This window comes from Myroides sp. C1519 (assembly GCF_038039755.1).
In the GTDB taxonomy this organism is placed as follows: Bacteria; Bacteroidota; Bacteroidia; order Flavobacteriales; family Flavobacteriaceae; genus Flavobacterium; species Flavobacterium phaeum_A.
Genome location: NZ_JBBPHM010000003.1, coordinates 24919 through 46156, shown reverse-complemented (window position 1 = coordinate 46156; position 21238 = coordinate 24919). Strand labels below are relative to the sequence as shown.

Genomic DNA, 21238 nt, shown 5'->3' with positions numbered 1-21238 from the left:
CAATCCTGTATGTTTGGTTATTACTTTCTTCTGAAGATGTTTTCTACAAAAACTTTTGATAAAACTCAGTGTATGCCTTTGCAAATTCATCTTTCGGAACGAAAGGTAAAAAAGGTTTTTCAGAAGACTCGATAAATTTTGTTAAATTTGAACTTACTTCCTCTGATGCAATTATCACTCCATCAGAGTTTTTGATAGCATTAATCATAATGTTCTCATAAGTTGGAGTTGAGAAATCTTCCAAAATTTCTTCAGGAAGTTCATCAAATGCAACTTTTTCTTTCATATTGTCACTTAAAACGCCACTAAAGCCTTCTTTAAAAATAGAAGTAACTACTTTCGTATCAGAAAAGATAGCCTCATCTTTATAATAGTGTTTTAAATACGTTGGCAATAATGAAGCCATCCATCCTTGAACGTGAATTACGTCAGGGACCCAATTTAATTTTTTAATTGTTTCGATAACTCCTTTTGTAAAGAAAATTGCTCTCTCATCATTATCAACGAATAAGTTTCCATCTTCGTCTGTGAAAGTTGATTTTCTTTTAAAATATTCATCATTATCGATAAAGTAAACCTGAATTCTTTCTTTCGGAATTGAAGCGACTTTAATAATCAACGGCATGTCCATATCATTAACCACAAGATTCATTCCTGATAATCTAATAACTTCATGCAATTGATGTCTTCTTTCATTTATGCTACCGTATCTTGGCATAAAAATTCTTATCTGGCCTCCTTGGTCATTTATCATTTTAGGTGCATCATATGACATAGAAGAAACTTCATTTTCTGCTAAATATGGCACTACCTCTGATGATACATATAATATCCTCTTTTCTTTCATCTTCAATTATAATTTCTGTATTTGAAATAAATAAACAACGCAAATTTACGAAATTTTAGCGAGTTATTTTCTAAATAACTAATTTTGCCATTATTTTAAACTCGAAGCTAATGTTTCTTTTTAGTACTAAAGCTGAATTACAAGCGCATTTAAATACATTTCGCGAAGCTAATAAAGCAATTGGTCTTGTACCAACAATGGGGGCCATTCACAACGGGCACCTTTCATTAATGGAACAATCATTAAATGAAAATGAATGTACGGTTGTTAGTATTTTTGTGAATCCTACTCAATTCAACAATGTTGAGGATTTAGAAAAATATCCACGTACATTAGAAAGAGATGTGGAGAAAGTGAAGTCTCTTTCTAATCAAATTGTAATATTTGCACCGACAGTAGATGAAATGTATGGTGGAAATACTGTAGCCCAATCATTTGACTTTGATGGACTTGAACACGAAATGGAAGGGGCACAAAGACCTGGACATTTTGATGGTGTCGGAACTATCGTAAAGAAATTGTTTGAATTAGTTCTACCGAATAAAGCTTATTTTGGTGAAAAAGATTTTCAACAATTACAGATTATTCGCAAACTTGTCGAAAAAAACAACATCCCTGTTCAAATCGTGGGAGTGCCAATCTTTAGAGCAACTGACGGATTAGCAATGAGTTCTCGCAACGAAAGAGTCTCTCAAGAGGGATTGCAAAAATCTACTTTCCTTTACAAAGTTTTAAAACAAGCTAATGAACTTTTTAAAACCGAAAGCGTAGAAAAAGTTAACCAATTTGTTGATACTGAATTTAAAAATAATTCTAACTTTGAACTCGAATACTTTACAATTGCAGAAGAAGACACTTTAAAAACAGCTTTGAATAAAGAAGCTGGTAAAAATTATAGAGGTTTCTTAGTTGCTCATATCGAAGGTGTTCGATTAATCGACAATTTATCATTTAACTAAAACTCAAGCGAAATGCAAGTTGAAGTAGTAAAATCTAAAATTCACCGTGTAACCGTAACAGGAGCAGATTTACACTATATTGGAAGTATTACAATTGATGAAGCTCTTTTAGAAGCTGCCAATATGATTGAAGGTGAAAAAGTTTCAATTGTAAATATCAACAACGGTGAACGTTTTGAAACTTACGCAATTCCAGGACCAAGAAATAGTGGAGAAATCTGCTTAAATGGACCTGCCGCACGTAAAGTGCACAAAGGAGATATCGTTATCATTATTTCTTATGGTATTTTAGACTTTGAAGAGGCTAAGAAATTTAAGCCTTCTATTGTTTTCCCTAATGAAGAAACGAACTCTTTAACTTAATTGTTTGAAACAAAAAATAAGTAAAATAATTAATATTCTACTCCCACTTTTGCTGGGAGTTTTTTTGGTTTATTACGCTTATAATAAATTTACATCTGAACAGATTGAAGAGATGATGATGCACTTTAAAGGTGCTAATTACAATTATATCATTATCGCTTCAGTCTTTTCTTTATTGAGCCTTTGGGCTCGTGCTTATCGTTGGAAATATGCCCTAAACTTTATGGGATACTCTATTTCTACAACAACGAATTTTATGGCCATATCTATTGGCTATTTAATGAATCTAACTGTACCAAGGTCTGGGGAAGTATCGAGAGCGCTGGTTCTTCAGAAATATGAAAAAGTCCCTTTTGACAAAGGTTTTGGAAGTATTGTCTCTGAACGAGTAATTGATCTAATCTGTCTCCTTATTTGTGTTTTTGTAGCGCTTATTTTACAATATGATGTCTTAAAAGATTTCTTATTGCGCTATGTCCCTATTGAAAAACTCGGAATAATTGGTTTACTTTTCTTAGCTTGTTTTGCCATTGGTATCTACGTTTTTCTATATGTTAAATGGAAAGTCATCTTATTTATCAAGAAAAAGCTAAAAGGACTCATCGAGGGGGTTAGTAGCATTTTTAAGATGCCTCATCGCACTGGTTTCCTTTTCCATACTTTCTTAATTTGGGGCGGATATATCGCTACTTTTTACTTTGGAATGCACGCTTTAGAAGAAACTACACCACAATCTTTACCTATGGTGATGTCTGCTTTTGTCGCTGGTAGTTTCGCTGTTTCTTTTACAAATGGTGGGTTTGGAGCTTTTCCGTTAGTCATCTCTGAACTATTGCTTTTATTTAGCGTATCTGCCGTAGCGGGTACTGCGTTTGGTTGGATACTTTGGACAACACAAACAGCTATTGTCGTTGTTTTTGGGGCACTATCTTTTATTTTACTCCCTATTTATTACAAGAAAAAATAATACAGATAATATTATTTTTCGTCACTTATTCTTACCTGAATTACCCCTAACCTAATTATATTTTATTCTTGATTGCATAAGTGTGGTCGTTGATATAAAACTTAAATTTGTACTTTAGTTCAAAATCGAAAAGAATGGCAAAGGTAAAAACAGCTTTTTTCTGTCAAAGTTGCGGGGCTCAAACTCCTAAATGGATGGGACAATGTCCTACGTGTAGAGAGTGGAATACTCTTGTTGAAGAGGTTATTCAAAAAGAAGAAAAAACAGGATGGAAGGCTGCAACAACGTCTGGTTCTACAACAAAAAGAGTAGCAAAACCTTTACGTGTTAAAGAAATTGATAGTACGGAAGAAATTCGAATGAATACATTAGACTATGAGTTAAATCGCGTTCTTGGAGGTGGTTTGGTTCCTGGATCAATGGTTTTATTGGGTGGTGAACCTGGTATTGGTAAGAGTACTCTTTTATTGCAAATTTCTCTTCGCTTACCTTTTAAAACACTTTATGTATCTGGAGAGGAAAGTCAAAAACAGATTAAAATGCGTGCAGAACGTATTAATCCTGTAAATGACAATTGTTATATTCTGACTGAAACTAATACACAAAATATCTTTAGACAAATAGAAGAAATTCAACCTGATGTGTTGATCATCGACTCTATTCAAACTTTGCACACAGATTACATTGAATCTTCTGCAGGTACCGTTTCTCAGATTAAAGAATGTACGGCTGAATTGACAAAGTTTGCTAAAGAAACGGGAACTCCTGTCTTAATTATTGGCCACATTACAAAAGATGGAAGTATTGCCGGACCTAAAATGCTTGAGCATATGGTTGATACGGTATTACAATTTGAAGGGGATAGAAATCACGTGTATCGTATCTTAAGAGCTAATAAAAACCGTTTTGGTTCTACGGCTGAATTAGGTATCTACGAAATGCAAGGCAGTGGATTAAGGGAAGTTTCAAATCCTTCTGAAATACTTATCTCTCACAAAGACGAAGAATTGTCAGGAACAGCAATTGCCGCAACATTAGAGGGTATGCGCCCTTTAATGGTAGAAGTACAAGCATTAGTTAGCACAGCCGTTTACGGAACACCTCAACGTAGTGCTACGGGATACAATCTAAAGCGCTTAAATATGATTTTAGCTGTTTTAGAAAAGAGAGCTGGCTTTAGGTTAGGACAAAAAGACGTTTTCTTAAATATAACTGGAGGAATTACTGTTGATGATCCTGCAATTGACTTAGGGGTAGTTGCATCTATCCTTTCTTCCGATCAAGATATTTCTATTGACAAAGGAGTAACTTTTGCTGGGGAAGTTGGTTTATCTGGAGAAATCAGACCTGTTAATCGTGTTGATCAGCGTATTCAAGAGGCAGAAAAACTTGGATTTACTCAAATTTTAGTTTCTAAATACAACAAAATAGGCTATACAGGCTCAGGAATAAAAGTTATTTTAGTTACTAAAATAGAAGATGTAGTTGAACATTTATTTGGTTAAGTAATCTTTTCAAATAACACTTACATAAAATATTATATAAAAGCTTCAACTGCATAGTTGAGGCTTTTTTTACACACACAAAATTCGAATCAATAAAAAAATTGGTCTAAAGTGCTTTACTTTTACATTGACGGTTTTAGTAAAAGCGTTCGTATTTCAATCATTAGAGTAATTATTAACTCTACATAAACCAACTTAAGCCATATACCTTTTTAATATCTTTATGTAAGTTAAATTGTATTATCATTATGGACTTCTTTGATACTTGTTTCAGACAAGTACCACATAACTACCACACACCTTCGGGAAAAAGGCTTGTTTTCCGAACCTCTGTGGTACTAATGTGGGAGATGTGTCGAACATGGTACAATTAAAACTACACTTTACTACGTTCTATATTGCAAGAACAATTCAATGCATTATATTTTAATCTTGGTTTACTTTTTTTCTTATAGAAAAGAAATCTTTATACTAAGTCCCTAAATTTAGCACCTTATCCTAAATTGCGAATAAGATTATAAAAAATAGATTTATAAATAAGAGTACAAAATGGTGTAAAATAAAAAAAGCCAGTCTTACGACTGGCTTTTTGAATGCTCCCCCTCTTGGGCTCGAACCAAGGACCCTCTGATTAACAGTCAGATGCTCTAACCAACTGAGCTAAGGAGGAAGGTTATTTTCTACCTTTATTGCAGTGCAAATATAGTACGATTTTTAGTTTATACAAACAAAAATCTCAAAAACCTCTAACTTTTTTACACTTCATTCTTTAGTGTCGGAAGCCCCAGTTTATAACGGGTTGCAAGCAAGCGAATTACAAAAATAGCTACTGCTGTACTTACTTGAACAAAAACTTCATCTAACCCTATAAAAGCTAAAAAATAATATATCATAACCCCAAAAATACAAGCTAACGCATACCATTCTTGTCTAAAAATAGCAGGAATCTCATTAATTAAGATATCTCTTACCATCCCTCCTACTATACCTGTTATGGTTGCCATAATAACTACTACCCAAAAAGGATAACCTAAACCAATCGTTTTTTCTGTTCCTACTACTACAAACAAACCTAATCCAATACTGTCAAACCATAAGAATGTATTGTTGAGACGTACTAATTGTTTACTAAACAAAATAACTGCTCCTAAAGCTAAAACTGTACACCAAGCATAGACACTTGATAGCATCCAAAAAGGAGTAACACCTAATAAAAGATCACGTAAAGTTCCTCCTCCTGTTGCGGTAACAAACCCTACAACAAAAGCTCCAAACCAATCGACACTTTTAGCTGATGCCATACGAATTCCAGATATCGCAAACGCACAAGTACCCAAAAATTCTATTATATCTACAAAGCTTATGGAAGACCAAAAATTCAAAAACGTAGTAGTCATATATAACTTATCTTAATGAAATCTATTTTTTATTTTACAATAACCGACTTTTTATTTACAAATGACAATAGTCCCTCTGCAGCCATTTCTCGTCCTATACCAGAGAACTTATTTCCTCCAAAAGGTACTCGTGGATCTGATATTACCATTTCATTGATAAAAACAGCTCCTTCATCAAACTCGCTTACTTTCGATTTTAGGAACTCAATATCTTTGCCAAACATAGCAACCCCAAGACCAAAACGAGAATCATTACTTAATTCAACTGCTTCTTCAAATGTATCAAAACCAACAATAGCTGCTAATGGTCCAAAAGTTTCTTCTTTAAACGCTGGCATATCTTTCGTTACATCTGCTAAGATAGTAGGCTCAAACTTATTCCCTTCTACTTTACCACCTGCAACTAATGTAGCTCCCATCGCTATAGATTTATTCATAATCTCCGCTAATTCGTCTGCTAAATCAGGACGGGCCATATAGCCTAATCCTGTATTATAATCCATTAAATCTCCAAAAGACAACTTTTTAACTGCTTCAGCAAATTTTTCTGTAAACTCTTTTCTTATGCTATTGTGAACTAACATACGTTTTCCTGCAATACAACTCTGTCCTGTATTTTGAAAACGTGCATTTACCGCAATTGGTACAATAGTATCTACATCAACGTCTTCACAAACAATAAATGCATTACTTCCGCCCAATTCTAATACTACTGGCTTAATCAATTCTCCTGCTTTCTTACCAACAGAACTACCTGCTGCTTCACTTCCTGTCAACGAAACTCCTTTTACATAAGAACTCTCAATTAACTTTTCAACTTCTCTTCCCGGAATTGTAATATTGAAATAAACTGGATCTACACCGGCAATTGTAAAGCATTCTTCCAACGCCTTTGCTGACAATGGAACATTGCTTGCGTGTTTTACAACAACTGTATTTCCTGCTAATAACGTTGGTATTGCGAATCTAAAAACTTGCCAAAAAGGAAAATTCCAAGGCATTACACCTAAAATCACACCTAATGGATCGTTTACTGTATAAGTCTCTGTCCAATCTGTTTTTATTGTACGCCCTTTTAAAATCTCTTTCCCATTGTCAATATAATATTGAATAAGCTTAGAACATTTCTCTACTTCAGCAACAGATTGCTTTATTGGTTTGTACATATCTAAAGTCATACACTTACCATATTCTTCTTTGTTCTGAAGAAGCTTCTCATTTACCTTAGTTAAATAATCTATTCTTTCATCTATGCTTAACTTCTTCCAAGATAAAAAAGCACTATTCGCTTGTTCTAATACAACATTTTGTTTCATAATTATAGAATATTTTATTTCCAATAAAATTACTAATAGTTTTAGAAAATGCGAACTTATGCTTTCTAAAATTTGTGGTAAATATAATATTGGCGTAAATTAGACTACACTTTTTGAAATCAACCATGAAAAAAAACACTTACATTTTATTAGGAGGAATTGCCTTGTTTATACTTGCTTTCGCTCTATACTTGTTTGATATCGTAAATGCTCAAACAGCTTATTTCATTATAACTATCTCATTTGTAATGATTATTAGCCCTATTGTAATCTATTTATTCAATAAATTAAACTAATAGACTACTTTTGTTCTTTCAAATAAGAATATGATGAATAAAAATTTACAATTCCTCTTATTAGGAGCATTTGTTTTTATAGCTGCTTTATTAATAAGATCACAGCAGCTTGTAAGTGATCTTGTAACTACTATAATGCTAATAATCGCATTAATTATAGTTATTATACCATTGTATAAATTAGTCTTTAAAAGTCTTAAGAAATAAAAAAAGGCCAGTATTTTCATACTGGCCTTTTCATTATTTATAGAAAATTACTTCTTTAATACTTTTCCTAAGTTTTCTAACATCACTTCTGTCATAGAAGATAAATCATATTTGTGTTTCCAACCCCAATCTTGTTGTGCTGAAGTATCATCAATACTTGCAGGCCAGCTATCAGCAATTGCTTGTCTAAAGTCTGGATTATACTCAATTGTAAAGTCTGGAATGTGTTTCGTAATCTCAGCTACAATTTGCTCTGGAGTAAACGAAATACCACCTAAGTTATATGAAGAACGAATCTTAACATTCTCTTTCGGTGCTTGCATAATCCCTACTGTAGCATTTAAAGCATCTTCCATATACATCATTGGTAAAGCTGATTGCTCAGATAAGAAACAGTCATAATGCTTGTTTTCAATTGCTTTGTAGAAAATATCTACTGCATAGTCTGTAGTACCACCCCCTGGAGGTGTAGTCCAAGAAATTAATCCTGGGTAACGAATACTTCTAACATCTACTCCATATTTATTGAAGTAGTACTCACACCAACGCTCTCCTGTTTGTTTTGAAATACCGTAAACAGTACTTGGCTCCATAACTGTATATTGAGGCGTATTATGACGAGGTGTTGTTGGTCCAAAAACTGCAATAGATGAAGGCCAGAAAATCTTCTTAATCTTTCCTTCTTTTGCAAGATTTAAAACATGGAATAACGAATTCATATTTAATTCCCACGCAAATGCAGGGTTCTTTTCAGCTGTTGCAGACAACAAAGCTGCCATTAAATAAACTTCGTCAATTTTGTGTTTTTCAACAACGGAGGAAACTGCATCAAAATCCATAGCATTTAATACTTCGAAAGGGCCGGAGTTCATAAGTTCACTATTCCCTTCTCTAATATCAGAAGCAATTACATTATTACTTCCATAAACATCTCTTAGTTTGATTGTTAGCTCAGAACCTATCTGTCCACAAGCTCCAATGATAAGAATTTTGGTTCCCATTGTTTCACATATTTTAAAGTACACAAATATAAACTAAGTATAATAACAAATCAATAATTGTGATAAATCTTAAAGCAACTTTATAACTTATATAACAAACTGAGTATCCCTATGCTACAATTATAATAGAACTTTGTAAATTTGGCATCTAAACTCGTGAAACATGAAAAAGTCGCTTCTTGCAATATTCTTAATGCTTTTCTCTATTTCTTTACTAACAACATCTTGTAAAGACGAAGAAAAGTTCGAAAAGGAACAAGAAATAAAAATATCTCAACACAAAGACAGCGTTTTTGCTTTCTTAAAAAATAATTGGAAGTTCTCTCTTCCTAAACCGTCTAATGAACTTAAACCTTTATTAGATGATTGGAAAGCGTGGCAAGAATTTAGACAAGAACTTAGTTTAAAGCCAGTAACTACAATTGGAGCATTCCAAAAGAAAGCTGATGTATTAACTCAAAAGTTATCTTCTTTATCTTACCAAAAAATGCCCGAAGAAATAAATCTTCCTGATGTTAAGGCAAGAATTACTCTTTTACAAACGTCACTAAATAACTTACATCTCTTTATTATTCAAGAACCGATTGAGATTGATCGCTTAGACAAAGATCTGAAACAAGTGAATAATAGCATTAAGTTATTATTTGACCAAATGGAGGAAAACCTTATTAAAAATAGAGTTCCTAAAGAAATTGGAGAAGAAGAAATGTTAGAGGCTATTAGCACTGAGCGAAGAGCAAATCCAACAACTACAAATTAATCGACTACAAGAATGGATATTAAACAAAAGTTTCAAGAATCAACAAATACTAAACAAGTAGTCCAAGAAATACAAAAACTTGGAAGTAAAATACAACTTAAAGGATTAGTTGGTTCTGCAATCTCTTTTCAAATTGAAAGTATATTCGCTCAATCAGAATTGCCTTTTTTATTGATTTTTAACGATAAAGAAGAAGCTGCTTACTATTTGAACGACCTTGAAACTTTAATCAATAAACAAGACGTTTTATTCTACCCTGGTTCATACAGACGCCCGTATCAAATTGAAGAAACGGACAATGCCAATGTATTGCTTAGAGCTGAAGTTCTTAACAGAATAAGCTCTCGTAAGAAACCTGCTATCATTGTTTCTTATGCTGAAGCTATTTTCGAAAAGGTAGTTACTAAAAAAGTCTTAGAGAAAAATACCTTAAAAGTAAACTTAGGAGACAAAATGTCTATCGACTTTGTCAACGAAATACTTTTTGAATACAACTTTAAACGTGTTGACTTTGTTGCCGAACCCGGTGAGTTCTCAGTACGTGGAGGAATTATTGATGTTTTCTCGTTCTCAAATGACAATCCTTATCGAATTGAATTCTTTGGTGACGAAATTGACAGCATTCGTACTTTTGATGTGGAAACACAATTGTCTGTAGATAAACAAAAGAAAATTACAATTATTCCAAATGTAGAAAACAAGTTCTCTCAAGAATCAAGAGAGAGTTTCTTAGACTACATACCTGAAAAAACAGTCATATTTGCTCAAAACACAGCGTTTATTATTGACCAATTAGAACGTTTGTTTGAAAAAGCAACTACTGTTTTTGACAAGCTAAACAAAGATTTAAGCCACCGTGAACCAAAGGATATGTTTATGGATGGACAAACTTTTGTAAAGAAAATAGAGCTTCTTACTTATCTTGAACTTGACGATACAAAAATCATCAAACCAACTAAAGTAATTGAGTTTCATACTAAACCTCAACCTTCATTCAACAAACAATTTGATTTATTAGCGCAAAATCTAAATAAAAATACAGACAATGGCTATACTAATTTCTTGTATTGTTCGAATGAAAACCAAGCTAAGCGATTTAGAGAAATCTTTGAGTCTTTAAAAAATGACCAAGAAACTGCTGTTGTTAAATCTTTTAAAACTGTGGTTATGCCACTTTTTGAAGGATTTATTGACGATGAAAAACAAATTGCTTGCTATACTGACCACCAAATTTTTGAACGATACCACAAGTTTAACCTTAAAAACGGTTATACTAAGAAGCAAACAATCACCATCAAAGAGCTTAATTCTCTTTCTGTTGGCGATTATGTTACTCATATAGACCACGGTATCGGAAAATTCGGAGGTTTACAAAAAATACAGGTTGAAGGGAAAACACAAGAAGCTATTAAGTTAGTATATGCAGATAACGATATTGTTTACGTAAGCATACATTCACTTCACAAAATATCAAAATACAACGGAAAAGACGGCTCTGTACCAAAGATTCATAAATTAGGTTCAAGTGCTTGGAAAACCCTTAAAAACAAAACAAAAGCACGCGTTAAGCACATTGCATTTAATTTAATTCAATTATATGCTAAGCGACGTTTACAAAAAGGATTCCAATGTCATCCTGATAGTTATTTACAACACGAATTAGAGAGTTCTTTTATCTATGAAGATACTCCTGATCAAGAAAAGGCAACGCAAGAAGTAAAGGCTGATATGGAGCTTGACCGCCCTATGGACAGATTAGTCTGTGGAGATGTTGGTTTCGGAAAAACAGAAGTAGCTATTAGAGCTGCTTTTAAAATGGTGGATAACGGTAAACAAGTTGCCGTATTAGTACCTACGACTATCTTAGCATTCCAACATTACAAAACTTTTACAGAGCGTTTAAAAGATATGCCTGTACGCGTTTCTTATATCAATCGATTCCGTACAGCAAAACAGAAAACAGAGATTTTACAAGACTTAGCTGATGGGCAAATTGACATCTTAATCGGAACACATCAATTAGTAAACAAAGGTGTACAATTCAAAGACCTTGGTTTATTAATTATTGATGAAGAACAAAAGTTTGGGGTTGCCGTGAAAGATAAGTTGAAAACAATATCTGAGAACGTAGATACACTAACTCTTACAGCTACACCGATACCGAGAACGTTACAGTTCTCTTTAATGGCTGCACGTGACTTATCTATCATCACGACTCCTCCACCTAATAGATATCCGATTGAATCTAATGTAATTGGATTTAATGAAGAGATTATTAGAGATGCTATTGCTTATGAGATTGAAAGAGGGGGACAAGTTTATTTTATCAACAACCGAATTGAAAATATCCGCGAAGTTGCTGGAATGATTCAACGCCTTGTACCAGATGCTAAAGTTGGTATTGGTCACGGACAATTAGAAGGTAAAAAGCTTGAAGAGTTAATGCTTTCATTTATGAATGGGGAATTTGACGTTTTAGTTGCTACAACAATCATTGAAAGTGGTTTAGACGTACCGAATGCCAACACCATTCTAATCAATAATGCAAATAACTTTGGACTTTCTGACTTACACCAGATGAGAGGTCGTGTAGGTCGTAGTAATAAAAAGGCGTTCTGTTATTTCATCTGCCCTCCTTATTCTGCAATGACAGAAGAAGCTCGTAAGAGAATACAGGCTTTAGAGCAATTTAGTGAACTTGGTAGTGGATTAAACATTGCGATGAAGGATTTAGAAATTCGTGGAGCAGGAGATATCTTAGGAGGTGAACAAAGTGGTTTCATCAATGAAATCGGTTTTGAAACCTATCAAAAGATTATGCAAGAAGCTATTGAGGAATTAAAACAAAACGAGTTTAAAGACTTATATGCTGATGAGAATACAGAAGAAAACAAAGTGTTTGTAAAAGACACTCAAATTGATACTGATTTCGAAATTCTGTTCCCTGATGAATATATCAACAATATTACTGAACGACTAAATCTGTATAATGAGTTAAGTACAATTACAACCGAAAAAGTTCTTCAAGAATACGAACAACGATTGATTGACCGATTCGGCCCCCTTCCTAAGCAAGCTATAGCCCTTTTAAACAGCCTTAGAATAAAATGGCACGCTTCTAATATGGGGATTGAAAAAGTAGTCTTAAAACAAGGCAAAATGATTTGTTACTTCTTAGGAGACCAACAATCTGAATACTATCAATCTTCTAAGTTTAGAAAAGCCCTATTATTTGTACAGCAACACGCTAATTTATGCAAAATGAAAGAAAAACAAACCAAAACAGGTTTGAGGTTATTACTAACTTTTGAGAATATTAAATCTATCAAACAGGCCTTAGAAATGGCTGAATTATTAGACAAAGATAATTAGACGTTAATAGTCTATTCATTTATTGCAATTGATTGCTACCTCAATGTTGAAAAAAAACATTAATACAATAGGTAACAATCAGTTGCAATATTTTTTTATACTTTGCCATCCCTAATTACACAGCTTGTTCTTTCTCTTTGAAAAATAACCTTGTACACTATTAAAATTTCATCTGAAATAAAACAGAACTATCTTTTCCTCTCTACTACACATACCTCAGTAATAGAAAACTCTCCATCTATACATATCACAAACTTGTCTCAAATAAGAGTGTTTACCCTTATCCAAAACTCGCTTAAAGCAACAATAACCTTCAAAAAACAATGCTTTTCCGCTTTCTACTTATCTTCAGTCTATTGTACTGATAGCCTTTCTAACACTCCCTATTTAGCAATTGACCTTTCACTTATAAACACAAAAAATCCCCTAAAGAGGCTATAAGCTAACTCCTTAGGGGATTATATTTATTTAAACGAATCTTAGTAACCGAATAAGTCTTCTAAACTCAACTCTTTTACATTACCCATTTTCTTAACTGCTTCCCAGTCAAGATTTTCTTTCTTACCTAATAAACCAACGTTAAACGATTTACCTTTTACGTATTTATTAAAGAAATCTACTAAATCTGTCATTGACATTTTTTCAACTTGACCAAAGATATCTTTGTTGATATCATAATCAATTCCTTTTTCTTGTAAAGACAACCAATAGTAGAATATTTGAGCTTTTGTATAACGTTGTGTAGCGATACTTTTCAACACAGAGTTTTTAGCATTCTCAAATTGATTCTCTGCTTGTGGCATATCATTCATCAACTCCATCATTGCATCAACAGCTTGAGGCAATTTGTTTGCTTGTGTACCTACATAAGCCATTACGTAGTTGTGTTTATCAGCTTTACCTGCATTCATATAATATGCATATGCAGAATAAGCTAATGATTTAGACTCACGAATTTCTTGGAAAACAACAGAAGCCATTCCTCCTCCGAAATAGTTGTTAAATACATTACTCGTAGCTAATAAGTTTTTATCAAACTTATGCTCTCTACCTCTATAAGAAATTTCAGCTTGTACCATATCATAAGGAGCAAAATACAATGTTCCGTCTGTAGCTGGCTCAGCATATACTTTAGCAGCAGGTACTTTTTTACCTTTTCCTAAATTATGGTTATCTACAATAGCTTTTTGAGTATTTTTCAAATCATTTCCGTAGTAGAAAACATCTTGATTATAATCAAAGAATCCGCGTACTAATGAAGCTAATTCTTCTGGTTTGATATTCTTAAGTTCTTTTTCGCTTAAGATATCTTTAAATCTACTTAACTCACCGTTAGAAACAATATAGCTATTTAACGCTCTTTGAATTCCTCCCTTGCTTGATTTTGCATCAAAACGAGCTTTTAAAATTTGGTCAACCATATTAGCATAAGCGTCTGCATCAGCTTTAGCGTCAGTTACCAAATGCTCTAATAATTTAATACCAGCTGGGATATTTTCTTTAAGACCTTTTAAAGTAATGTATGTTTTATCTGTACCTGCATTTAAGCTGTACTCAACACCCAATTTGTAAAACTCTTTCTTAATATCTGCCGCAGAATATTTACTTGTTCCCAAATAGTCTAAATAGCTAATTGCTAAAGATAATTTTTTGTCATTATCTGATCCAATTGGAGTAATATAAGTTACTGTAGCAAGTTCATTTGTTGTATTCTTAATAGAATATAATTTCCCTCCTACTTTTCCGATCTTATCCTTTTTAATAGCAGAATCGAAATCTACAAATACTGGTTTAATTTCTTCAACTCCGATTGCTTTAAAGTCTGAATAGAATTTAGATTCGCTATCTCTGTTTAAGTCAATTGGTGTAATACCAGGATTTTCAACACGTACTAAGTCTTTGTTCTCCCCTTGACGCTTGTAAATAACAACATAGTTATCTGCGTAGTATTTCTTAACAAAGTCAATAACGTCTTGCTTCGTTACTTTAGACATTCTTTCTAAATCAGAAACAGCTTCTTCCCAAGTTCTTCCATGAATGAAAGCCTGGTACATTTCAGTTGCCATTGCATCATTACTCTCTAAAGCTTGCATTGAGTTTTTACGGAAATCATTAACTACAGCTTCTAACAACCATTCGTCAAACTCTCCTCTTTTTAATTTCTCAATCTCACCTAATAACAAGTCTTTCACCTCTTCTACAGTCTGTCCTTCATTTGGCATACCTGTTAATTGGTGAACAGAATAGTCCTTCATAACCATTGGAGAACTTCCTGCATATAATGCTTTTTGTTTTTGGTTAATGTCTAAGTCAATTAACCCTGCTTGACCGTTGCTTAACAACATATCAATTAAATTCAAGTAAACAGCATCTTGTGTTTTAACTCCTCCTAAACGGAAACCAATTTCAACACGCTCACTTTGTGGGCTATAAATATCTTTAACTTGAATCTTAGTTAATGGTTTTTCTTGTGCTACATACTCAGTAGGTTGTACTGCTTTTTTCATAGAACCGAAATACGCATTTACCAACTTAATTGTAGGTTCAAATTCCAAATCACCAACTAATACTACTGCCATATTATTAGGAACATAGTATTGATTGAAATAATTGTGAATTGCAACCATTGAAGGGTTTTTCAAGTGCTCAGAAGTACCGATAGTAGTTTGTGTACCGTAGTGAGATTCTGGGAATAATAAAGCCATCATAGCCTCGTGTGAAGCCCAATAGTCATTATCTTGTCCTCTGTTGAATTCTTCATATACTGCTTCTAATTCCGTATGGAATAAACGCAATACTAATTCAGAAAAACGCTCTTTCTCAACAACTAAGAATTTCTCTAATTCGTTAGATGGGATAACGTTTTTATATACTGTTTCATCAAACCAAGTATGAGCATTTGTTCCTGATGCTCCAATTGAAGCAACAGCTTTGTCATACTCATTTGCAACAGCATATTGAGATGCAGTTTTAGAAATAGCATCTATTTTTTTATAAAGTTCTTTTTTCTTTTCTGGATCTGTTTCTGCTTTGTGTTGCTCATATAGATCAGAAATTTGTTTTAACAACTCTTGCTCTACTTCCCAATTTACAGTTCCTAATTTAGAAGTTCCCTTAAATACCATATGCTCTAAGTAGTGAGCTAAACCAGTACTATCTTCAGGGTCATTATTAGATCCAGTTCTAACAGGTATATAAGTTTGAATACGTGGTTCGTCGTGATTTTGAGCTAAATAAACCTTTAGTCCATTACCTAATGTATAAACTCTTGCCTTTGATGGGTCATTTTCAACGTATTCATATGTAAATCCGTTTGCATCTTTCTTTGTAACAGTTTTATATTGAGCTTGTAAAGAAGCACTCATAGAAAATATAAAACCAAAAAGTAAATACCTTTTTTTCATATACCTTGGTGTTTTTTGTAAGTAATTACCAAAGCTAAAAATAAAATTGTATCTAAGACAATTTAAACTCATTTTAATTAAAAAACCCACATATTTTATCAATATGTGGGTTCAAACTATAATAATAATTATTCTTATTTTACTTCAACAGCTTCGTGAATTGGAGTTCCTATATTTCCATTAGGCACTTCTATTTTCAATATTTCAGCAATTGTAGGCGCAATATCTGTCATATGTGTTTCACGTAAAGTTTTACCGGGTTTAACTCCCCACCCCATAAAAACAGCTGGAATATGTGCATCATAAGATCCCCAAGTACCGTGTGTAGTTCCTTTTCCGTCTTTTTTCCCACTAAACCATTGTGGTTCTAAAATATATTGAATTACACCACTTCTCTTGATATTGTAACCATTTACAATACGTTCTCTTATCTTCTGTGGAATACTCGCTGTTGCTGCTTTATCCATATCAGTTACGAAAGCAATACCCTCAATCTTTTTAAACTCTCTTACAATGAATTCTCTTATATCTTCTTCATCAAGACCTTCTTTTTCAATTAAAGCATTGTTTAAGTGCACTTGATAGTTTGTCAAACTTTTGATAATTCCTTCGTGTTTGAATTTAGTTTGCAATTTCTCGTTTAATACTTTCTTTGCTTCTACCGTATTAAAATAACCAGCGTTACCTTTTTGATCTGCAAAATATTTAGGATTGTGTGCAGCACCGTGATCAGCAGTTAAAAAGAAAGTATAATTACCCTTCCCTACCTTCTCATCAAGATAAGCTAAGAAAGAAGCAATATCAGCATCAAGTCTTAAGTAAGTATCTTCTACCTCAATAGAATTAATAGCAAACTGGTGTCCAACATAATCTGTAGAAGATAAACTAACAGCTAAAAAGTCAGTTGCTCCATCGACATTAGCACCCATTTTTTCACTTTCAATCGCTGCTTTTGCGAAATCTAAGGTTAAGCTATTACCAAAAGGAGTCGCTTTGATTAAATCATAACCATTGTCCTTTTTTAATTGCACTAAATTACGTGGGAACACAGGTTTCTCTTCTCCTTTGAAAGGTTCTTCATATAAATTATCATCAGCTGTACTTAATACGTAAGAATCAATAGGGTATAAAGTATTCCATCCATTCTTAAAGTATTTATCAGCTAACTTTTGCTTGTTGAAAGAATTAACCCATTTCGGCAAGTCTTTCATATAATATGTACTCGTAATCCAATCTCCAGTTGTACCATCTAACCAATAGGCAGCATTTGCGAAATGACCCGCAGGAAGAATACCACCACGGTCTTTAATTGCTATACCAATTACTTTCGATTTAAAATTAGTTGCCAATCTCAATTGGTCAGTTACAGTAGAAACTAATAAGTTCTTAGGCGATTGTTTACCAATCTTACCTGCTCCACCACCAACTCCTTGTACATTATCATCTTGTGTACAATACATACTTTCACCTGTTGCTTGGATAATAAAGTCATTACCAGCGATACCGTGAATAGCAGGCACACTTCCTGTATAGATTGTACTATGTCCGATTGCTGTGTAAGTAGGAACATAATCTATATAAGTATTTTCACTTGAAAATCCTTCATTCAACAAACGCTTAAATCCATTGTCAGAATAGCGATCATAATAACGGTACAAGTAGTCCCATCTCATTTGGTCAACTACAACACCAACTACTAATTTGGGCTTTGGTAACGTTTCATTTGCTACTGCAGAAAGTGAAAATATGCAACCAATAGCTGCAAATAAAGTTGTTTTTAAATTCATCTGTAAACTCAATTTATATTATTGTGATAAGTGTTTCTTTTCCTTATTATACAAAACTATCAAACTCCAGTCCGTTTCTATCATAATTTCAATAAAAAGTTAGTTTTCTCAACTTTTTATTGAAACAACAACAAAGTAATTCTTCACATCATAAGATACATTAATTTAATGTTATCAATTAAAAAATAACAGCAATTTATATAAATCACACAACACTTACAGCATTATAGATAAGTGTAAACGCTATAATATCTGTACCTTTGCAATCAAACTTACATAAAAAATCAACAGATGAAATCAATTAAAGTAGTAGCTTTTGACGCTGACGATACACTATGGGTCAATGAGCCCTATTTTAACGAAGCGGAGAAACAGTTTTGTATCTTAATGGAAGACTTCCTAACTCATCAGAGCATCTCTCAGGTGTTATTTAAAACACAAGTAGACAACCTACCATTATATGGTTATGGAATTAAAGGCTTTACCCTTTCAATGATAGAGTCTGCATACAAAATTTCTAAAGGTACAGTAAACCAAAAGGTCATTGATAGAATAATTATTATTGGAAAAGAGCTTTTAACTAAGCCTATCGAATTAATTGATGAAGTTGAAGACGTTTTAGAGGAATTAAAGTCTAAATATAAATTAGTTGTCGCTACCAAAGGTGATTTGAAAGACCAACATAGAAAACTACATCATTCTGGATTAGGTCCTTATTTTCATCATATTGAAGTAATGACTGATAAAGAAGAAATCGACTATCAAAAATTATTAGGAAGATTAGACATTCAACCTGAAGAGTTTATTATGATTGGAAACTCGCTGCGTTCGGATGTATTACCTGTATTAGAATTAGGTGGACACGCAGTTCACGTGCCATTTCACACAACTTGGCTACACGAACATATTGACCACGAAATAAATCACCCAAACTTCAAAACAATTAAGAAATTATCTGAAGTAAAAGATATTCTTTTATAATAGAAAAGGGCAACCTCAACTGATTGAGATTGCCCTTTTTTTAATTCTAACAACTTACTTAAAATTTATATCCTACAAAAACACCGAAGTTTTGATTGTAGATTTTCTTATCATACATTCCTGTGTTTTCTTCTACACCAAATGTATTAGCATTATCAAATAAACTTGCAAAACCTCTTGAGAAGTTAGCTCCTACAAGTAGCCCAAACTTGAATTGATATTCTATACCAGCAACAATACCGTAGTCCATTTTTTGCAAATACTTACTATCTTCTTGATCATCGTCAATACCTCCAAAAATAGAATGATCTTTATAAGAATTTCCTTCCTCGTCAATAGCTGTTATTGATGAATTTAATAGCATATTTACATACGGACCTACATATACTTGTAATCCTTCTACTTTAAAAACAGCACTGATTGGGTTTAAACGTAAACTATGCATTTCTAACTTTGCACTGATTACTTCATCTTCAATCTCTCTATTAAAACCCGCTCCGTGATTTTGGTAAAATAACTCGTGTTTCAACCCAAAGTGTTTACCTATACTATTATCTACACTAACACCTGCAAAGAAATTATTACGAGCATCTACTTTACCATCTACTGCTAAATAGTCAACATCATTGCCTTTTAAAGTAGATTGTAACCACCCTGCCTTTACAGCAAATGTAGTACGTCCTTTTACTTCATCATTTATATTTTGAGCACTTGCAGTTGTTATTCCTGCTAACACACAAAAACTTAATATTAGATTTCTCATAACTTACTTTTCTTAAAAATCAATGTCCCAAATACCTACTGCTTTCTCTAACTCCACTAATGCTTCTGCATAACCAAATAATGTTTCTGCGTACGCTTGCTGTGTTTCGTTATAAGTACGTTGTGCATCTAACACTTCCAATAAACTACTTGCTCCACGTTGATAGCTATATTTAATACCTTCAAAAACTTCCTTAGACTCGCTTAACATACCATTTTCAAATCGGAAAATTTGTTTTTGTTTCGTTAAGTAATTTCTATAAGCCTGTGTTATCTCTTTTTCAAGTTCTAACTCAATAACGTTATATTCTAAGTCTGCTTGTCTTTCTTCATATAATGCTGTTTTTAAACCAGCGTCTTTTCTATTAGAAAATTTAAGAGGAATAGATATTCCTGCTTTAACAGCAGTATTCCCAGGTGTTGGAGCAACTGCATTTTTAACAAATGAGTTGTTCTCTACTCCTACGTTTAGCCCTAAGTCGATCACACGTTCTGCCCTTGCTAAAGAAACTTGTCTACCAGCCACAACTTTATTTTGACGAGCTACTAAGAAATCAGCTCTATTATTTTGTGCAGTAACAATCAATTCATTCAAATCAAACAAACGGTCAAATTTATTAAACTCTCCTTTTGGAATATAAACCGAATCATTTCTATTTGCACTGATTATATTTCTAATTTCAACAAGACTATTCTCCCAAGTATCATCTGCATCTTGTAAATCGTTCCACATAGACTTAGCTTCCAATTTACTTTGAATAGCGTCTACTTTACTAATTTGTCCTAATGAAAAACGAATACTATCTGATTTAGCTACTTGTAACATTGATTCATAAGAGTCTTTTTGAATATCGAAAAGCATCTTATTTTGCAATGTTTCTAAGAATGCGATTGTAGATTCTGCACGAAGTGTTTGAAAAAACTCTTGCAATTCTAACTCTGCTAATACCTTTTGGTCTTTTGCTAAGTTCTTTCTCGCTTTTCTCTTTCCTCCCAATTCAAGATCCCAAGACAATTCTGCTTCAAAACCATACCCCATCTGCATACGTTTTTGTTGATTATCAGTCCAACCAAAACTTAATTCAGGATCTGGAAATACTTTTGCCGCTTGAACCTCAGCCTCAGCAATATCAATATTGTATTTCTCTGCAGCATAACTTAAGTTATTTGCTGCCATCTTACTCAAAAACTCTTGGTAAGTTAATACAGTTTTATTGGTATGCTCTTCTGTGTGAAGCTGTGAAAAAGCCGCTCCACTACAGAAAAACATTAATAAACTTGCTTGTATATATTTTTTAAAAACTTTCATATCTG

Annotated in this window: 16 protein-coding genes and 1 tRNA gene; 8 read left to right on the top strand and 9 right to left on the bottom strand. The window is 33.1% G+C overall.

Annotation, left to right across the window (positions count from 1 at the left end):
- Positions 1–43: 43 nt before the first annotated feature.
- Positions 44–847 carry a glycogen/starch synthase gene (locus AABL81_RS02880; protein WP_158209675.1) on the bottom strand — a complete coding sequence of 268 codons (804 nt, stop codon included), beginning with the start codon at positions 845–847 and terminating at the stop codon, positions 44–46.
- A gap of 110 nt (positions 848–957) precedes the next feature.
- Between AABL81_RS02880 and panC the strand changes: the two genes are divergently transcribed.
- The 4 genes from panC to radA all read left to right on the top strand — a co-directional run bounded on the left by panC (position 958) and on the right by radA (position 4641).
- Entirely contained in the window at positions 958–1806 is an 849-nt protein-coding gene (gene panC / locus AABL81_RS02875) for a pantoate--beta-alanine ligase (protein WP_158209676.1), read from the top strand.
- 12 nt (positions 1807–1818) lie between these two features.
- Positions 1819–2169: an aspartate 1-decarboxylase gene (gene panD, locus AABL81_RS02870; protein ID WP_090404303.1), complete on the top strand. Its 351-nt coding sequence runs from the start codon at positions 1819–1821 to the stop codon at positions 2167–2169.
- A gap of 4 nt (positions 2170–2173) precedes the next feature.
- On the top strand, positions 2174–3136 hold the full coding sequence (locus tag AABL81_RS02865) for a lysylphosphatidylglycerol synthase transmembrane domain-containing protein (RefSeq protein WP_158209677.1): 963 nt from the start codon (positions 2174–2176) through the stop codon (positions 3134–3136).
- Between the two features lie 134 nt (positions 3137–3270).
- Positions 3271–4641, top strand: a complete 1371-nt coding sequence (radA, locus tag AABL81_RS02860) for a DNA repair protein RadA (protein WP_158209678.1) — start codon at positions 3271–3273, stop codon at positions 4639–4641.
- Positions 4642–5237: 596 nt separating this feature from the next.
- On the opposite strand, the gene AABL81_RS02855 is transcribed toward radA, so the two are convergent.
- From AABL81_RS02855 to AABL81_RS02845, 3 genes are all read right to left on the bottom strand, one after another.
- Positions 5238–5311: transfer RNA gene (locus AABL81_RS02855), tRNA-Asn, on the bottom strand.
- Between the two features lie 85 nt (positions 5312–5396).
- Positions 5397–6038: a trimeric intracellular cation channel family protein gene (locus AABL81_RS02850; RefSeq protein WP_341340314.1), complete on the bottom strand. Its 642-nt coding sequence runs from the start codon at positions 6036–6038 to the stop codon at positions 5397–5399.
- Between the two features lie 29 nt (positions 6039–6067).
- Complete coding sequence (locus AABL81_RS02845) at positions 6068–7354, bottom strand: aldehyde dehydrogenase family protein (RefSeq protein ID WP_341340313.1); 1287 nt, start codon at positions 7352–7354, stop codon at positions 6068–6070.
- Positions 7355–7479: 125 nt separating this feature from the next.
- On the opposite strand from AABL81_RS02845, the gene AABL81_RS02840 reads away from it, so the two are divergent.
- Positions 7480–7650 (top strand): hypothetical protein, encoded by a 171-nt coding sequence (locus AABL81_RS02840; protein ID WP_199269106.1) that lies wholly within the window; start codon positions 7480–7482, stop codon positions 7648–7650.
- A 254-nt stretch (positions 7651–7904) separates the two neighbouring features.
- Here the strand turns inward: AABL81_RS02840 and AABL81_RS02835 are convergent, their stop codons facing one another.
- Positions 7905–8858, bottom strand: a complete 954-nt coding sequence (locus AABL81_RS02835; protein WP_341340312.1) for an L-threonine 3-dehydrogenase — start codon at positions 8856–8858, stop codon at positions 7905–7907.
- A 163-nt stretch (positions 8859–9021) separates the two neighbouring features.
- On the opposite strand from AABL81_RS02835, the gene AABL81_RS02830 reads away from it, so the two are divergent.
- Both AABL81_RS02830 and mfd read left to right on the top strand, forming a co-directional pair.
- Positions 9022–9618: a hypothetical protein gene (locus tag AABL81_RS02830; RefSeq protein ID WP_341340311.1), complete on the top strand. Its 597-nt coding sequence runs from the start codon at positions 9022–9024 to the stop codon at positions 9616–9618.
- A 12-nt stretch (positions 9619–9630) separates the two neighbouring features.
- Entirely contained in the window at positions 9631–12990 is a 3360-nt protein-coding gene (gene mfd / locus AABL81_RS02825) for a transcription-repair coupling factor (protein WP_341340310.1), read from the top strand.
- Positions 12991–13469: 479 nt separating this feature from the next.
- Here the strand turns inward: mfd and AABL81_RS02820 are convergent, their stop codons facing one another.
- Positions 13470–16394 (bottom strand): insulinase family protein, encoded by a 2925-nt coding sequence (locus AABL81_RS02820; protein ID WP_341340309.1) that lies wholly within the window; start codon positions 16392–16394, stop codon positions 13470–13472.
- Positions 16395–16528: 134 nt separating this feature from the next.
- Positions 16529–18181 (bottom strand): alkaline phosphatase PafA, encoded by a 1653-nt coding sequence (gene pafA, locus AABL81_RS02815; protein WP_341340308.1) that lies wholly within the window; start codon positions 18179–18181, stop codon positions 16529–16531.
- 291 nt (positions 18182–18472) lie between these two features.
- Here pafA and AABL81_RS02810 point away from each other — a divergent pair, with 291 nt between their 5' ends.
- On the top strand, positions 18473–19162 hold the full coding sequence (locus AABL81_RS02810; protein ID WP_158209686.1) for an HAD family hydrolase: 690 nt from the start codon (positions 18473–18475) through the stop codon (positions 19160–19162).
- A 58-nt stretch (positions 19163–19220) separates the two neighbouring features.
- On the opposite strand, the gene AABL81_RS02805 is transcribed toward AABL81_RS02810, so the two are convergent.
- Positions 19221–19925 (bottom strand): outer membrane beta-barrel protein, encoded by a 705-nt coding sequence (locus AABL81_RS02805; protein WP_341340307.1) that lies wholly within the window; start codon positions 19923–19925, stop codon positions 19221–19223.
- A gap of 12 nt (positions 19926–19937) precedes the next feature.
- Positions 19938–21233, bottom strand: coding sequence for a TolC family protein (locus tag AABL81_RS02800; protein WP_341340306.1), 1296 nt, complete (start codon positions 21231–21233; stop codon positions 19938–19940).
- Between the last annotated feature and the right edge of the window lie 5 nt (positions 21234–21238).

Coding starts and splice junctions, on each gene's coding strand:
- AABL81_RS02820 (WP_341340309.1), bottom strand. CDS start 16,394: ATGAAAAAAAGGTATTTACTTTTTGGTTTTATATTTTCTATGAGTGCT.
- AABL81_RS02810 (WP_158209686.1), top strand. CDS start 18,473: ATGAAATCAATTAAAGTAGTAGCTTTTGACGCTGACGATACACTATGG.
- AABL81_RS02830 (WP_341340311.1), top strand. CDS start 9,022: ATGAAAAAGTCGCTTCTTGCAATATTCTTAATGCTTTTCTCTATTTCT.
- AABL81_RS02835 (WP_341340312.1), bottom strand. CDS start 8,858: ATGGGAACCAAAATTCTTATCATTGGAGCTTGTGGACAGATAGGTTCT.
- panC (WP_158209676.1), top strand. CDS start 958: ATGTTTCTTTTTAGTACTAAAGCTGAATTACAAGCGCATTTAAATACA.
- pafA (WP_341340308.1), bottom strand. CDS start 18,181: ATGAATTTAAAAACAACTTTATTTGCAGCTATTGGTTGCATATTTTCA.
- panD (WP_090404303.1), top strand. CDS start 1,819: ATGCAAGTTGAAGTAGTAAAATCTAAAATTCACCGTGTAACCGTAACA.
- AABL81_RS02800 (WP_341340306.1), bottom strand. CDS start 21,233: ATGAAAGTTTTTAAAAAATATATACAAGCAAGTTTATTAATGTTTTTC.
- AABL81_RS02840 (WP_199269106.1), top strand. CDS start 7,480: ATGAAAAAAAACACTTACATTTTATTAGGAGGAATTGCCTTGTTTATA.
- radA (WP_158209678.1), top strand. CDS start 3,271: ATGGCAAAGGTAAAAACAGCTTTTTTCTGTCAAAGTTGCGGGGCTCAA.
- AABL81_RS02850 (WP_341340314.1), bottom strand. CDS start 6,038: ATGACTACTACGTTTTTGAATTTTTGGTCTTCCATAAGCTTTGTAGAT.
- AABL81_RS02805 (WP_341340307.1), bottom strand. CDS start 19,925: ATGAGAAATCTAATATTAAGTTTTTGTGTGTTAGCAGGAATAACAACT.
- AABL81_RS02845 (WP_341340313.1), bottom strand. CDS start 7,354: ATGAAACAAAATGTTGTATTAGAACAAGCGAATAGTGCTTTTTTATCT.
- mfd (WP_341340310.1), top strand. CDS start 9,631: ATGGATATTAAACAAAAGTTTCAAGAATCAACAAATACTAAACAAGTA.
- AABL81_RS02880 (WP_158209675.1), bottom strand. CDS start 847: ATGAAAGAAAAGAGGATATTATATGTATCATCAGAGGTAGTGCCATAT.